Source organism: Novosphingopyxis sp. YJ-S2-01 (genome assembly GCF_016093175.1).
Classification (GTDB): Bacteria; Pseudomonadota; Alphaproteobacteria; order Sphingomonadales; family Sphingomonadaceae; genus Novosphingopyxis; species Novosphingopyxis iocasae.
The window spans coordinates 2,352,142-2,366,755 of the sequence record NZ_JAEDAI010000001.1 but is presented as its reverse complement, the minus strand read 5'-3'; the positions used below and the strand labels follow the sequence as shown (position 1 = coordinate 2,366,755).

Annotated in this window: 11 protein-coding genes, 1 tRNA gene and 1 pseudogene; 8 read left to right on the top strand and 5 right to left on the bottom strand. The window is 62.1% G+C overall.

Annotated features, from left to right (window positions below; translation table 11 throughout):
- Window positions 1-15: 15 nt before the first annotated feature.
- Complete coding sequence (gene gatB, locus I6A82_RS11580; RefSeq protein WP_198094993.1) at window positions 16-1,518, top strand: Asp-tRNA(Asn)/Glu-tRNA(Gln) amidotransferase subunit GatB; 1,503 nt, start codon at window positions 16-18, stop codon at window positions 1,516-1,518.
- A 63-nt stretch (window positions 1,519-1,581) separates the two neighbouring features.
- On the opposite strand, the gene I6A82_RS11575 is transcribed toward gatB, so the two are convergent.
- A complete protein-coding gene (locus tag I6A82_RS11575) occupies window positions 1,582-2,415 on the bottom strand; it encodes an endonuclease/exonuclease/phosphatase family protein (protein ID WP_232343426.1) in 834 nt (277 codons plus the stop codon).
- A gap of 88 nt (window positions 2,416-2,503) precedes the next feature.
- Window positions 2,504-2,764, bottom strand: a complete 261-nt coding sequence (locus I6A82_RS11570) for a hypothetical protein (protein ID WP_198095658.1) — start codon at window positions 2,762-2,764, stop codon at window positions 2,504-2,506.
- Between the two features lie 114 nt (window positions 2,765-2,878).
- Between I6A82_RS11570 and I6A82_RS11565 the strand changes: the two genes are divergently transcribed.
- The 5 genes from I6A82_RS11565 to I6A82_RS11545 all read left to right on the top strand — a co-directional run bounded on the left by I6A82_RS11565 (window position 2,879) and on the right by I6A82_RS11545 (window position 9,788).
- Window positions 2,879-2,963: transfer RNA gene (locus tag I6A82_RS11565), tRNA-Leu, on the top strand.
- A 113-nt stretch (window positions 2,964-3,076) separates the two neighbouring features.
- Window positions 3,077-4,726, top strand: coding sequence for a trigger factor (gene tig / locus I6A82_RS11560; protein ID WP_198094992.1), 1,650 nt, complete (start codon window positions 3,077-3,079; stop codon window positions 4,724-4,726).
- A gap of 256 nt (window positions 4,727-4,982) precedes the next feature.
- The gene (locus I6A82_RS11555; protein WP_187336512.1) at window positions 4,983-5,612 is read left to right on the top strand and encodes an ATP-dependent Clp protease proteolytic subunit; all 630 of its coding nucleotides are present in this window, start codon (window positions 4,983-4,985) and stop codon (window positions 5,610-5,612) included.
- A gap of 178 nt (window positions 5,613-5,790) precedes the next feature.
- The gene (gene clpX / locus I6A82_RS11550; RefSeq protein ID WP_198094991.1) at window positions 5,791-7,062 is read left to right on the top strand and encodes an ATP-dependent Clp protease ATP-binding subunit ClpX; all 1,272 of its coding nucleotides are present in this window, start codon (window positions 5,791-5,793) and stop codon (window positions 7,060-7,062) included.
- 254 nt (window positions 7,063-7,316) lie between these two features.
- The gene (locus I6A82_RS11545) at window positions 7,317-9,788 is read left to right on the top strand and encodes a TonB-dependent receptor (RefSeq protein WP_198094990.1); all 2,472 of its coding nucleotides are present in this window, start codon (window positions 7,317-7,319) and stop codon (window positions 9,786-9,788) included.
- Between the two features lie 243 nt (window positions 9,789-10,031).
- Here I6A82_RS11545 and mtgA read toward each other — a convergent pair whose 3' ends face one another.
- Window positions 10,032-10,700 carry a monofunctional biosynthetic peptidoglycan transglycosylase gene (mtgA, locus tag I6A82_RS11540; protein WP_198094989.1) on the bottom strand — a complete coding sequence of 223 codons (669 nt, stop codon included), beginning with the start codon at window positions 10,698-10,700 and terminating at the stop codon, window positions 10,032-10,034.
- A gap of 120 nt (window positions 10,701-10,820) precedes the next feature.
- Here mtgA and I6A82_RS11535 point away from each other — a divergent pair, with 120 nt between their 5' ends.
- Window positions 10,821-12,149, top strand: coding sequence for an amidohydrolase (locus I6A82_RS11535; protein WP_198094988.1), 1,329 nt, complete (start codon window positions 10,821-10,823; stop codon window positions 12,147-12,149).
- A gap of 65 nt (window positions 12,150-12,214) precedes the next feature.
- Here the strand turns inward: I6A82_RS11535 and rpoH are convergent, their stop codons facing one another.
- Both rpoH and I6A82_RS11525 read right to left on the bottom strand, forming a co-directional pair.
- A complete protein-coding gene (gene rpoH, locus I6A82_RS11530; protein ID WP_187336507.1) occupies window positions 12,215-13,129 on the bottom strand; it encodes an RNA polymerase sigma factor RpoH in 915 nt (304 codons plus the stop codon).
- A gap of 74 nt (window positions 13,130-13,203) precedes the next feature.
- Window positions 13,204-14,142 carry an RluA family pseudouridine synthase gene (locus I6A82_RS11525; protein ID WP_198094987.1) on the bottom strand — a complete coding sequence of 313 codons (939 nt, stop codon included), beginning with the start codon at window positions 14,140-14,142 and terminating at the stop codon, window positions 13,204-13,206.
- 18 nt (window positions 14,143-14,160) lie between these two features.
- Between I6A82_RS11525 and I6A82_RS11520 the strand changes: the two are divergent.
- Window positions 14,161-14,475 (top strand): annotated as a pseudogene (locus I6A82_RS11520) (Mov34/MPN/PAD-1 family protein); the annotation flags it as partial.
- Window positions 14,476-14,614: the final 139 nt, after the last annotated feature.

The following is a 14,614-nucleotide window of genomic DNA, read 5'->3' as shown; positions in this document are numbered from 1 at the left end:
GTTCGGAATTTCAGCATGAGCGAATCCACTTACCGCATTCAGGGTGCCACCGGAGACTGGGAGGTCGTAATCGGCCTCGAGGTGCATGCGCAGGTGACCAGCGCGTCCAAGCTTTTCTCCGGCGCGGCGACCGATTTCGGGTCCGAGCCGAACAGCCAGGTTTCGCTTGTCGATGCCGCGATGCCCGGCATGTTGCCGGTGCCGAACAAGGAGTGCGTCCGTCAGGCGGTGCGCACCGGCATGGCGATGGGCGCGCAGATCAACAAATTCTCGCGCTTCGACCGCAAGAATTATTTCTATGCCGATCTGCCGCAGGGCTATCAGATTTCGCAGCTCTATCACCCGATCGTGGGCGAAGGCGCGGTCGAGGTCGTGCTGGACGAGAAGGATCCGGATTCCGCGTCCAAGACCATCGGGGTCGAGCGTATCCATATCGAACAGGATGCGGGCAAGCTGATGCACGATCAGCACCCGACCATGAGCTATGTCGACCTGAACCGCTGCGGCGTGGCGCTGATGGAGATCGTATCGAAGCCCGATATGCGGTCTCCGCAGGAAGCAGGCGCCTATGTGCGCAAGCTCAGAAGCCTTCTGCGCTATGTCGGCTCATGCGACGGCAATATGGAGCAAGGCTCCATGCGCGCCGACGTCAACGTATCGGTGCGCCGACCGGGTGAGGAATTCGGAACGCGGACCGAGACCAAGAACGTGAACTCGATCCGCTTCATCCAGCAGGTGGTCGAGGTCGAGGCGCGCCGGCAGGTCGATCTGATCGAGGATGGCGGCACTGTGGTGCAGGAGACCCGCCTGTTCGACGCCGCGCGCGGCGAGACGCGGTCCATGCGGTCCAAGGAAGACGCGCATGATTATCGCTATTTCCCCGATCCGGACCTGCTGCCGCTGGAGCTGGACGATGAATTTTTGAAGGAATGCGAAGCCTCGCTTCCCGAACTGCCCGATGCAAAGCGCAAGCGTTACGAGAGCGAGTTGGGCCTGAGTGCCTACAACGCCGCGGTGCTGACCGCAGAGGTGGAGACCTATAAGAGCTTCGAACAGCTGCTCTCGGTGGTCGCCAATAAGCTAGGCAAGAGCGAGAAGGACGTCGCCACCCAGACCGCCAACTGGGCACTCTCCATTGCGCCGGGCGTGCGCAACGGCATGGAGGAAGAGTTCGACGCCGCCAATGACACGGCGGAAGCGAATGCCGAGATCATCCGGATGCAGGCCGCGGGCGACGTGTCCGGCGGACAGGCCAAGGAGATCTATGAGATCGTCCTGAAGACCGGCCGCGAGCCGGGCGAAATCGCCGAAGCCGAAGGGCTGAAGCAGACCAGCGATACGGGCGCGATCGAGGCCGAGATCGACAAGGTGCTCGCCGCCAATCAGGACAAGGTCGAGGAATATCGCGGCGGCAAGGACAAGCTGTTCGGCTTCTTCGTGGGACAGACCATGAAGGCCATGAAAGGGCAGGCCAATCCGCAGGTCGTCAACGATCTACTGAAGCAGAAGCTAGGTTGACGTGGCGGCGTGCGGCGTAGCTCGCACGCCGCGCTCACTTCTGTTGGACGGCGAAAGCGCCGATTAAGGCTTGGCGAAACGCAGTTTCGTCACCAGCGGATAGTGATCCGAGGGGTAATGCCCACCACGCGCGGCGTCGATGCTGCGGGTGGAGATCACATCGAAACCGCGCGACAGGATCCAGTCGATGCGCCGATCGGGCTCGCCGCCTTTGAAGCCGTGATAGCCCGGCGTGGGCCCGCTTCGGTGCTTTGCCGTCGTCCAGCTGTCCGAAAGCGTTTGAGTGAGCGTGCGATGCGCCTCGCTATCGTCGCCGGTGTTGAAATCGCCGGTTAGAATAGCGGGAATGCCGTCGTCTGCAGAAATACGCTCGGCAATCAGCCGGGCCGCATTGGTGCGCGCCGCTTCATCTTCGCCGCGATAGGGAAAGTGGGTGTCGTAGAGCCGAAAACGCCTGCCGCTGCGGGTTTCGAACAGACCCCAATTCACCATGCGGGGAAAGGGATGGTCCCAGCTGATGCTGCCGATGATTTCGGGTGTATCGGATAGCCAGAAACTGCCCCGGTCGATCAGCTTCAGCCGGTCGGACCGGTAGAAAATGCCCATATGCTCGTCGTCATGCCCACCCCGCCGGTCGATCCCGAGCCAGGCATAATGCGGCAGCTTCGCGGTGATGTAATCGCCCTGTGACTGGAACAGCTCCTGCGTTCCGATCAGGTCCGGCGCGGCCTTGCGGATCGTATCGACCAGCAGATCGCGGCGATTCTCCCATTGGTCCGCGCCGTCATCGGGGCTGGGATAGCGGACGTTATAAGTCATCACCGTGAGCGTTTCCGCCGCGGCGGACGCCAACGGAGCTACGACCATGGCGAATAGCAGCAGTAGGCGAGCGATCATGGAAATCTCCGGGGGCGGGACAGGCTCCGGTTCCTAACAGGCCGTCCCGCCGAATTACAGGCTCGTCACCCCGCCTCCGATCGAGGAATCAGGCCATCGGCTGGCCCGGCGCGGGTGTGGTCGGCGGCGTCTGCGGAGAGGGTATGTCGATGTCCGGCGGCGGAGGGGCGATTTCGGGCGGCGGCTGATCCGGCTGTCCCGGATCGGGTTCGCCCGGCGTTTCCGGCGGCCTGGGTGGCGGGGCAGGGGGCTGTCCGGGCGCCGGTTTGCCGGGCGTTTCGGGTTTGGGAGGCGCGGGCGCCGGGTCCGGTTGCGGCTCGCTGGGCGGGATGGGCGGTTCGACGGGCATGGTTTATGATCTCCTTCTGCCAATGAAACCGGTGAAAGACCGGACGGCTCCCGCCCTGATGGCTTGCCCCGGCGCTTTTATGTCGCTAGACGCGCGGGCTTCGGCCCGGGCCGCGCGGGCGTGGCGGAATTGGTAGACGCGCTTGGTTTAGGTCCAAGTATCGTAAGATGTGGGGGTTCGAGTCCCTTCGCCCGCACCAGAGCCGACACGCAGTGCGCCGCATAGGCCGCTGTAAGAAGACGAATTCACGGACGCGAACCGGCACCCTGCCGGCGGCGCCAGACCCTTGAGACGAAAGAGCATTAGTCCATCATGCAGAGCACCGAAACGCTGAACGAAGGCCTGAAGCGCGCCTACACCATCACCATTCCGGCCAGCGAGATCGAGGCCCGCGTTGACAGCGAGGTGAAGAAAATCGCCCCGCAGGTCCGCATGCCCGGCTTCCGCCCCGGCAAGGTGCCCGCCAACCTGGTGCGCAAGATGCATAATGACGCGCTGATGCAGGACGCGCTGAACGCTTCCATCCAGGATGGCATTCAGAAAACGATCAGCGAAAACAATCTGCGCCCGGCGATCCAGCCCGACGTTTCGCTGCAGGACGGCTATGAGGCCGGCAAGGACGCCAAGCTCGACATGAGCCTCGAAGTGCTGCCCGACGTCGAAGCGCCCTCGATCGAAGGCATTTCGCTGGAGCGTCTGACCGTCGAGCCGACCGATGCCGAGGTGGACGAGGCGTTGTCGCGTCTGGCCGAGAACCAGCGCAATTTCGAACCCGCCGCCAAGAGCTACAAGGCGAAGGACGGCGACATGGTCCTGATCGATTTTGAGGGCAAGGTCGACGGCGTGCCGTTCGAGGGCGGCAAGGGCGAAGGCATGGCCGTACAGATCGGTTCGGGTCAGCTCATCCCCGGCTTCGAGGATCAGCTCATCGGCGTGAAGGCCAATGACGAAAAGGTGCTGAACGTCACCTTCCCGGAAGATTACGGGAATAAAGATCTCGCCGGCAAGGACGCGACCTTCGACATCGTCGTCGGCGAAGTGCGCAAGCCCGCCGAAGTCGTGGTCAATGACGACTTCGCCAAGTCGCTCGGTCTCGAGAGCGAAGAGCAGCTGCGCGGCCTGATCAAGGGTCAGCTGGAGCAGGAACTCAACGGCCTTACCCGCACCCACATGAAGCGTCAGCTGCTCGATCAGCTCGCCGGCAGCCATGATTTCGACGTGCCGCCGACCATGGTCGAAGCCGAGTTCGACCAGATCTGGCAGCAGCTTCAGGCCGAAGCCGCCAAGGAAGAAGACAGCGAAGCAGCGCTGAAGGAAATGGAAGACGAGAAGGACGAGTATCGCGACATCGCGGTGCGCCGCGTGCGCCTCGGCCTGCTCCTTTCGGCGATCGGCCAGGAAAATGGCGTCGACGTTTCGCAGAACGAGATGAACATGCTGATCCAGCAGGCCGCGCAGCGTTACCCGCAGGAGCAGCGCCAGCAGTTCATGCAGTATATGCAGCAGGACCCGATGGCCGCCGCTCAGCTGCGTGCCCCGCTGTATGAAGACAAGGTCGTCGACTTCCTCTTCGACAAGGCCGACGTGACCGAGCGCAGCGTGACGCGTGAGGACATTGAGGCCGCGATCGAGGCCGAGCCGGAAGCAGGCGAGGGCAAGAAGGCCCCCGCCAAGAAGAAGGCGCCGGCAAAGAAGGCTGCTGCAAAGGACGCGGACAAGGACGAAAAGCCCGCAGCGAAGAAAGCGCCTGCCAAGAAGGCCGCTGCAAAGAAGGATGAGGCCGAGGCGAAGCCCGCGGCAAAGAAGGCCCCTGCAAAAAAGGCCGCGGCTGAGAAGGGCGAGGACGCCAAGCCGGCGGCCAAGAAAGCCGCTGCGAAGAAGGCCGACGATGGCGAAAAGCCCGCAGCCAAAAAGCCGGCAGCGAGAAAGCCCGCCGCAAAGAAGGCTCCGGCCAAGAAGTAAGGGGCCGGGAAGTACGGGAAGGGGCGCCCTGGTGCCGCTTCCCGAACGCAATGTTCAGCGCCACTCCGGAGCATATCCGGGGTGGCGTTTTCTTTTGCTCGCGCGACTCGGCGGGTCGTAAGGTCGAAGGGAGCCGCCGCGCGCGTGAGGCACTCTGTCGATCGGCCTTTGGCATGGTTACCGCCCTTGACGCATAGCCACCGGCATCCGATCTAGGATGCAACCTGATAACACCTCCAGCAGCCACGGATATTTTATGCACGATCCCATTACCGATGCCCTGATCCCCGTCGTCATCGAGCAGTCCAATCGGGGCGAGCGCAGCTGGGATATCTTCTCCCGCTTGCTGCGCGAACGCATCATCTTCGTGACCGGCCAGGTCGAGGACAATATGGCCTCGGTCATCACCGCGCAGCTCCTGTTCCTGGAATCGGACAATCCGAAGAAGGACATCTGGATGTACATCAACTCGCCCGGCGGCGTGGTGACGGCCGGCATGGCGATCCACGATACCATGCAGTATATCCGGCCCAAGGTGGGTACGGTCTGCATCGGTCAGGCTGCGTCCATGGGCAGCTTCCTGCTCTCCGCCGGTGAGCCGGGCATGCGCGTCGCGCTCTCTAACGCCCGCGTCATGGTGCACCAGCCTTCAGGCGGCGCGCAGGGCATGGCGTCCGATATCGAAATCCAGGCCAAAGAGATTCTGCGCATCCGCCGGCGGATGAACGATCTCTATGCCAAATATACCGGCAAGCCGCTGGAAGAGATTGAGAAGGCAATGGATCGCGACACCTTCCTGGAAGCGGACGAGGCCAAGGCCTTCGGCATCGTTGACGAGGTGTTCGAGAAGCGCCCGTCCACGCCGGACAGCGAGACCGGTAACTGATATGAAACGCCGGGCGGACGATGAACGACCAGTGCGTGAATACGTCCGCTTTATGCGGAATATCTTAATGGAGCCGCGTTAAGGCTCCGCTGATTGCCCTTGCGCGTGCCTCGACCGGCGATAGGATATGTCGCTTAAGGTCAACGGCACGCCCCCGGGCGGAAAGAGTAGTTAGAACATGACCAAATTGAGCGGCTCCGATTCGAAGAACACGCTGTACTGCAGCTTCTGCGGCAAATCGCAGCATGAGGTGCGCAAGCTGATCGCCGGACCGACCGTCTTCATCTGCGATGAATGCGTGGAGCTGTGTAACGACATCATCCGGGAGGAGACCAAGGGTGGTCTCGTCGGCAAGAAGGAGGGCGAAGTTCCCTCCCCGCAGGAAATCTGCGGCGTGCTTGACGATTATGTCATCGGTCAGGCGCGCGCCAAGCGCGTGCTCTCCGTTGCGGTGCACAACCACTATAAGCGCCTGAACCACGCCGCGAAGAATCCGGATGTGGAGCTGGCCAAGTCGAACATCCTGCTCGTTGGCCCCACCGGCTGCGGTAAGACGCTGCTCGCCCAGACGCTGGCGAAGACGTTCGACGTGCCCTTCACCATGGCCGATGCCACGACGCTGACCGAGGCGGGCTATGTCGGTGAGGATGTGGAGAACATCATCCTGAAGCTGCTGCAGGCCAGCGACTATAATGTCGAAAAGGCGCAGCGCGGCATCGTCTATATCGACGAGATCGACAAGATCACGCGCAAGACCGAAAATCCCTCGATCACGCGCGACGTGTCGGGTGAGGGCGTTCAGCAGGCCCTGCTGAAGCTGATGGAAGGGACCACCGCTTCCGTGCCGCCGCAGGGTGGGCGCAAACATCCGCAGCAGGAATTCCTTCAGGTGGACACGACGAACATCCTGTTCATCTGCGGCGGCGCGTTTGCCGGTCTGGAAAAGATCATCGGCAACCGCATGGAAGGCAAGTCAATCGGGTTCGGTGCCAATGTGCCCGATCCGGACGAGCGCCGGACGGGCGAGGTGCTGGCCAAGCTGGAGCCGGAAGATCTGCTGAAATTCGGCCTGATCCCCGAATTTGTCGGCCGTCTGCCGGTCACCGCGACGCTCGAAGACCTGGATGTGCCCGCGCTCGTCCAGATTCTCTCCGAGCCAAAGAACGCGCTGATCAAGCAGTATAAGAAGCTGTTCGACATGGAAGAGGTGGAGATCACCTTCACCGACGATGCACTCCAGGCGATCGCGAAAAAGGCCATCGAACGCAAAACCGGCGCGCGCGGCCTTCGCTCCATCCTGGAGGGTATTCTCCTCGACACCATGTTCGATTTGCCTTCGATGGAAGGCGTTACCGAGATCGTGGTCGACAAGGACGTGGCAGAGGGCCGCAAGGAACCTGTCCGGGTGTTCGGCGACTCGGCAAAGGTCAAAAAGGAAGACGCTGCTTAGAAGAGCTGTGTCTTTCAAGTAACAGTTCGCGCAAATTAAACCGCGGACGACCGGGTAGAACCCTTACAAAAGAGCTTGGTTCCCTAAGGGAATTGAGCTCTTTCCTTTTTTGCATCTGGGGCGTCGCAAAACTTCATCTGCGCTTTTCACAAAGCTGACAAATTCTGCCCCCAAAGGCCGCGCCAACGCGCAGGATCGAGGCCAGGTCACGGGTCTCGACCGGCGAGGTTATCTACCGAACGAAGGGGTACCCCATGAACTGCAAAACCTATCTTGCCGCCGGAGTGGCAAGCTTCTCCGTCGCGATCGCGCTGGCCGCGCCCGCGCACGCCCAGTCCGCCGGCTCGACGGACTTCAGCGCTGAAGACATTGTTGTCACCGGCTCGCGCGCCGATGACGGCGTTGCCGGCGTCGTCCTTCCCGAAACGCCCAAAGCGAAGATCGAACTCACCGAAGAGCTGATCCAGCGTCAGCGCCCCGGCCAGGCGATCAACGACGTCATCAATCTGGTCCCTGGCGTAAGCTTCACCAACAACGACCCGTTCGGTTCGCTGGGTGGTAACTTCACGATCCGCGGCTTCAACTCGGACCGTATCTCGCAGACGCTCGATGGTATTCCGCTGAACGACTCGGGTAACTACGCGCTGTACACCAACCAGCAGCCCGATCTCGAAACGCTCTCTTCAGTGAACGTCAATCTGGGTTCGACCGACATCGACAGCCCGACCGCTTCGGCAGTCGGCGGCACCATCAACCTGCGCACGCGCGTGCCCAGCGACACGATGGGTGCGATGGCCAGCGCAACCTACGGTAACATTATCGCCCGCGGTAATTCCGAAGACCGCTACTACACCCGCGTTTTCGGCATGTTCGATACCGGTGACATCACCGGCAGCGGCACGAAGCTGTGGCTGTCCGCTTCCAAGGCCGACAACAAGTCGACTTTCTCCAACTATGGCGGTGTCGACAAGCAGCAGTATAACGGCCGTCTCTATCAGGAACTTGGCGGCGACCAGTATGCGTCGATCGCGTTCAACTACAACCAGAACCGTAACAACTTCAACGGTTCGCCTTATCGCAACAGCGTTGAGCTGACGCCGGCCAACCGCTTCTACGAAATCAACTACCCCTGCGCGCCGTCGACGGTTCAGCAGGCTACCCCGGGCGTGGCCGATGGCCGCGGGTCGTGCGGCAGTGAATTCGAGCGTCGCTACAACCCGTCGAACACCGGCAACGTCCGCTTCAGCACCCTGTTGCGCCCGACCGATCGCCTGACGTTCAGCGTCGATGCGGCGTTCCAGTATGTCAAAGCGAATGGCGGCGGCACCAGTTCGGGCATCGAAGGTTTCAGCCCGCGCGGCCTGACCGGCGGCATCAACGGCAATTACTACTTTGGCGGTGTCGATCTGAACGGTGACGGCGACGTGCTCGACACCGTCCGCATTCTTTCGCCCAGCCAGACGCGTACTTATCGTTATGTGGCGATCAGCAACCTCGCTTATGAATTCAGCGACACGCAGCGCGTTCGTTTGAGCTACACCTTTGACTATGCGAACCATCGTCAGACCGGCCAGTCCGGCCTGCTGTACCGCAATGGTGAGCCCTATGACGTTTTCCCGATCAACGACCCGCTGGTCGATTCGCTAGGGTTTGCGCCGCAGAAGCGTAATCGTCAGTCCTATGCTACGCTGAACCAGATCTCGGGCGAATATGTCGGCAAGTTCCTGCAGGATCGTCTGACCGTTCAGCTTGGCGGACGCCTGCCGTTCTTCAAGCGCGAGCTGAACCAGTTCTGCTTCACCACCAATGCAGGCGGCAGCGTCGATTGCGTGGACGGCGCTGCCAACCAGGCAGCTTATGCAGCGGCAAACCCCTATGTAGTGAACCCGACGACTGGCCGCGTTACCGGCGCGTTGGCACCCACCTCGCGGGACTATGACTATGACAAGTTCCTGCCGCAGGCCGGCTTCATTTATGAGCTGACCTCGGCCGCAACGCTGGCCTTCAACTATGCCAAGAACATCTCCGTTCCTGGCACGGATGATCTCTACGGTTCGATCTACTTCCCGGTTGGTGCGCCCGGTTATCGCCCGGTCGCCGAAACCTCGGATTCGTTCGACGTTGCGCTGCGCTACACCACGCCGATCATTCAGGCTGGCGTGTTCCCCTGGTACACCACCTACCAGAACCGTCTGTCCACGGCCTATGACGTGGCAGCGGACAGCACGGTGACCACCAACCTCGGCAAGGTCGAGAAGTGGGGTGTGGACGCAAGCATCGCAGTTCGTCCGATCAAACCGCTGTCGCTCTACGTGTTCGGTTCCTACATCGACTCGAGCATCGGCGCGAACGTGCAGACCGGCCCCAACACCTTCATCAACACCGAGGGTAAGGTCGAGCGTCTGAACCCGTCCTATCTGGCCGGTGGCCGCGCTCAGCTGGACCTCGGTCCGGTTGAACTCGGTGCGCAGATCAAGCGGACCGGTCGTCGCTATCTTGACGATACGAACACTGTTGAACTGCCCGGTTTCACGGTTGTCGATCTCGACTTCCGTTACAGCCTGGCTGATGCGGGCCTGCCTGGCACATTCTTCCAGGCAAACCTCAACAACCTGTTTGATGAGGTTTACATCGGCTCGGTCACGGGTGGTCTGAACACCACCTCGACCTTCGCGAACATCGGTTCGCCGCGCTCCGTCAGTGTGTCGATGATCGTCGGCTTCTGATCGCTTCGATCAGCACGAAAACAAGAAGGGCGCGGGAGGTAACTCCTGCGCCCTTTTCTTTGCGGCATCGGCAAGAGCGATGACGCAAAGTATTTTATGAAGCGGGGCAGGGGGCAAGGTATGGTTGATCCGGGGTAGGCTTCACCGGCTCAAACTTGCTTAAAGCTGCAGCGCTGCAGCGGAGTTGACGATTCGACAGTGCGGGCGAACTGGCCCTTTTGGGTTCCGCTGACCGAACCGGGCTTATTCGTAAATGCAGCTGTCTAATCCATCCCGCTTCACGACGCCAATGCGCCGCGCGATGCTGTTGCCGTAGCGGCGCACGAAGCCGCTTGGGCTGAGGACGGCGCGGCGTTTGGGTAAGGGGAGGGCCGCGGCCATGCGGGCGGCTTCGCTGGGCGTCAGCTCGCTGGCGGGCTTGTCGAAATAGCGCTCCGCACCGGCCTCAGCGCCATAAGTGCCGATGCCGGTTTCCGCGACATTGAGGTAAACCTCCATGATCCGCCGCTTGCCCCAGATCTGCTCAATCAAAAAGGTGAACCAGGCCTCCAGCCCTTTGCGGAAATAGCCGCCGCCCTGCCACAGGAATACGTTCTTCGCGGTCTGCTGGCTGATCGTCGAGCCGCCGCGGATGCGCCCTCCTTCCGCGTTGCGGCGCATGGCCTGTTCGATCGCTTCGGTATCGAAGCCGTCATGGCTGCAGAACTTGCCGTCCTCCGCGCCGATCGCCGCGCGGACCAGATTGGGCGAGATGTTCGATAGTGGCTCCCAATCCTTCGTAATGCCGTTCGGGTCCATCAGCATCGTGGCCGTCACGGGCACCGGCACGAACTTGTATAGAACGACCAGCAGCAGGCTGATGGCGATGAACAGCCCGGCGATCCAGGCGATGAGTTTGATGAAGATGGCCATAGCGTTTGGGGATAGCGGCTACGCCCGATGCGCTCAATTGCGCTGGCGGAAGGACTTGCCTTTGCGGGCGCGGCTGCGATGCTGGTTCTTGAGGTCAGGGTAACAGGAGGAATTGGGGCCATGCGAAACACTATCAAGGCTTTGGCGCTGGCGGGCGCTGCGATGATCACCATGCCGGCAGCGGCGCAGGATGCTGCCGTATCGAAGGCGGTTGCGGCGGATTATGACGCGCATCTGGAAGAGCTGTTCGTGCACTTTCATGAAAATCCGGAGCTGTCCTTTCTGGAAACCGACACGGCCAAGCGCATGGCCGCGGAATTGCGCGCGGCGGGCGCGGAAGTGGCCGAGGGCGTGGGCCGTACGGGCGTGGTCGGCATCATGAAGAATGGCGAAGGTCCGCTCATCCTACTGCGCGCGGACATGGACGGACTGCCGGTCGAGGAGAAGACCGGGCTGCCTTACGCGTCCGACGCGATGCAGACCGGACGGGATGGCAAGGAATATCCGGTGATGCACGCCTGCGGGCATGATGTGCACATTACGTCGATGGTCGGCACCGCGCGCCGTCTGGCGGCGATGAAAGATCAGTGGAGCGGCACCGCGATGTTCGTCGTTCAGCCTGCCGAAGAGGTCGTCGGCGGGGCGGAAGCGATGATGGAAGACGGGCTGTACGAAAAGTTCGGCAAGCCGGATTATGCGCTCGCCTTCCACGTCACCTCGCTGCTGCCGACGGGCGTGCTCTCCGCATCCGAAGGCATCCAATATTCCAGTTCCGATTCGGTCGACATCATGGTGCCGGGCATCGGCGCGCATGGCGCCGCGCCGCATATGGGGCGCGATCCGGTGTATATCGCCTCCCAGATCGTGACCGCGCTGCAGTCGATCGTCAGCCGGGAGATCATGCCGCTCTCGCCCGGCGTCATCACGGTCGGCTCCTTCCACGCGGGCTCCAAGCACAACATCATCTCGGACCGGGCGGACCTGCAGCTGACGGTGCGCTCGAACGACGAGGAAACGCGGGCGCAGCTGCTCGATGCGATCGAGCGGGTGGCGGTGAATGTGGGCCGCGCGCACGGACTGCCGGAAGACAAGCTACCGGTGGTGACGCGAATCGAGGGCACGCCGGTGACGCACAACGATCCGGAACTGGCGAAACGCCTGAATGCGGTGATGGTGGAGAGCTTCGGGCCGAACGGCTTCATGCCGTTCCAGCAGACCACCATGGGCGCGGAAGACTTCGCCTATTTCGTGGGCCGCGATACCGGCGTGCCGGGCTATTATTTCGCGGTGGGAGGCACGCCGCCTGAGGTGTTCGAAGCTGCGAAAAACGGCGGTGCGCCGGTGCCTTCGCACCATTCCCCGCTGTTCCAGATCGCACCGCGCCCATCGGTAACGCTGGGCACCGAGGCAATGGTGGCCGCGGTGCTGGAACTGGCACCGGCCGGATAGGATAAAAAAGAACCGCCGCAGACCCGGTTGGGCCGCGGCGGTTCGTTTAGCCAATTAAAGTTTGATCAGGCGGCGGCGGGGAGCAGGCGCTTTTCGCCAGCGATCCGCAACATTGCCTTCTGCACCTTTTCGAACGCGCGAACCTCAATCTGGCGCACGCGTTCGCGGCTGACATTGTAAACCTGGCTCAGCTGCTCGAGCGTCTGCGGGTTCTCCGTCAGGCGACGCTCGGTCAGGATGTGCTTTTCGCGGTCGTTCAGGCCTTCCATCGCTTCGAGCAGCATGTCGTGGCGTACATCGGCTTCCTGCGCGTCGGCGACGACCTTGTCCTGCAGCGGCGTCTCGTCGGTCAGCCAGTCCTGCCACTGGCCCGAGCCTTCCTCGTCCCCGCGCATCGGCGTGTTGAGCGAGGCATCGCCGCCCATCGCCATGCGGCGGTTCATCGAGTGAACCTCGTCCTCGGTCACGCCGAGATCGGTCGCGATCTTGTTGACATCCTCGGGGCGCAGATCGCCGTCCTCGAACGCCTGCAACTGGTTCTTCATGCGGCGCAGGTTGAAGAAGAGCTTTTTCTGTGCGGCGGTGGTGCCGATCTTCACGAGGCTCCAGGACCGCAGGATATATTCCTGGATCGAGGCGCGGATCCACCACATCGCATAGGTGGCGAGGCGGAAACCGCGCTCGGCATCGAATTTCTTCACGCCCTGCATCAGGCCGATATTGCCTTCGCTGATCAGCTCGCTGACCGGCAGGCCGTAGCCGCGGTACCCCATCGCGATTTTGGCGACGAGCCGCAGATGCGAGGTGACGAGCTGCGCGGCCGCATCACTGTCCTGATGTTCGGCATAGCGCTTGGCGAGCATATATTCCTGCTCGGGCTTCAGAATCGGAAATTTGCGTATCTCGCTGAGATAGCGATTCAGGCTGTTTTCCCCCCCAAGGGCAGGAACGACCGCCTTTTTGTTCGTTGTAGTGGCCATGGTAACGTATCCTTCGGTGTCTTTCCGGCGGCCTCATCAAGCACCGCGGAACAGACGGTTTCACTTCGATACTCTTATACGCGAAGAGCCCTGAACAGTTCCTGCATATCTGCGGGAATCGGGCTTTCGAACCGCAGTTTTTCCGCGGTTATGGGATGCGTAAAGCCCAGCACTGCGGCGTGCAAGGCCTGCCGGGAAAAGGCTTTCCTGACGGTCGCCACGCTTTTCTTTTGCCGCCGCCCGTAAAGCGGATCACCGATCAGCGGATGGCCGATATGCGCCATATGCACGCGCACCTGATGGGTGCGGCCCGTCTCCAGCGTGCAATCGACCAACGCCGCCTGGTCCAGCACCTCGCGCACGGCATAATGGGTGACGGCGTGCTTGCCCTGACCGGGCGACACCACCGCCATCTTCTTGCGATCGCCGCTCGCCCGGCCCACCGCGCCTTCGATCCGCCCGGAAAGCGGCATGGGAACGCCGTCCACAATCGCCAGATAGTGCCGGTCAATATCATGGGCCTTGAACAGAGCCGCGAGGCCGCGATGCGCCAGGTCCGATTTCGCCGCGACCATCAGGCCGGATGTGTCCTTGTCGATCCGGTGGACGATGCCGGGGCGGCGTTCCCCGCCGATGCCCGAGAGGGAGCCGGCGCAGTGGTGCAGCAGCGCGTTCACCAGGGTGCCGCCGGGGTGGCCGGGGGCGGGGTGGACCACCAGCCCTGCGGGTTTGTCGATCACGATCAGATGATCGTCCTCGAACACCACACTCAGCGGGATGGCCTCCGGCCTCAAGGAGACATCGACCGGCGGCGGCAGTTCCAGCGTGAAGGCGCGACCTTCATGCTTGCGGCTCGATCCGCTCGTCACCTCAAGGCCGTTGATACGAAGCCGCCCTTCGGCAATCAGCGCCTTCACCCGCTCTCGTGAGAGATCGGGCGCGGCCTCGGCGATCGCGGCATCCAGCCGACCGGCGGGGACGATGCCTTCAATGCTGTTTTTTCCCGCGGACATGGTGCAGGGGGGTGCGCGATGACGGTGCGATTGGCAAGCGATGCGGCTTACGCGATCCTGGCTCATGTGCGCGCGGCGCATCCGGATGAATGCTGCGGACTGCTGCTGGGTACGGATAATTGGATCGAGGAAGCGCGGCCCGCTGCCAATGTCGCGCCCGATCCGGCGCGCCATTTCGAGATCGACCCCGCAGTCTTGATCGCGGCTGAGCGGGGTGCGCGTGAGGGCGGCCCCGCGGTGCTGGGATATTATCATTCGCACCCCGACGGTCTCCCCGAACCTTCTGCCACGGACAGGGCGATGGCACCGCCGGACGGCAGGTGGTGGCTGATCGTCGCGCAAGGACAGATGGCCTTGTTCCGGGCGCCGGGGAGCGAAGGCGATGAATTTCGGGAGGAGGAGCTTTCCATCGGCAAGCGCGGCCTTGCTTCGCGCACGGGGAGTGGCCATGTGCGTGGCCAGTTAGTTTCCG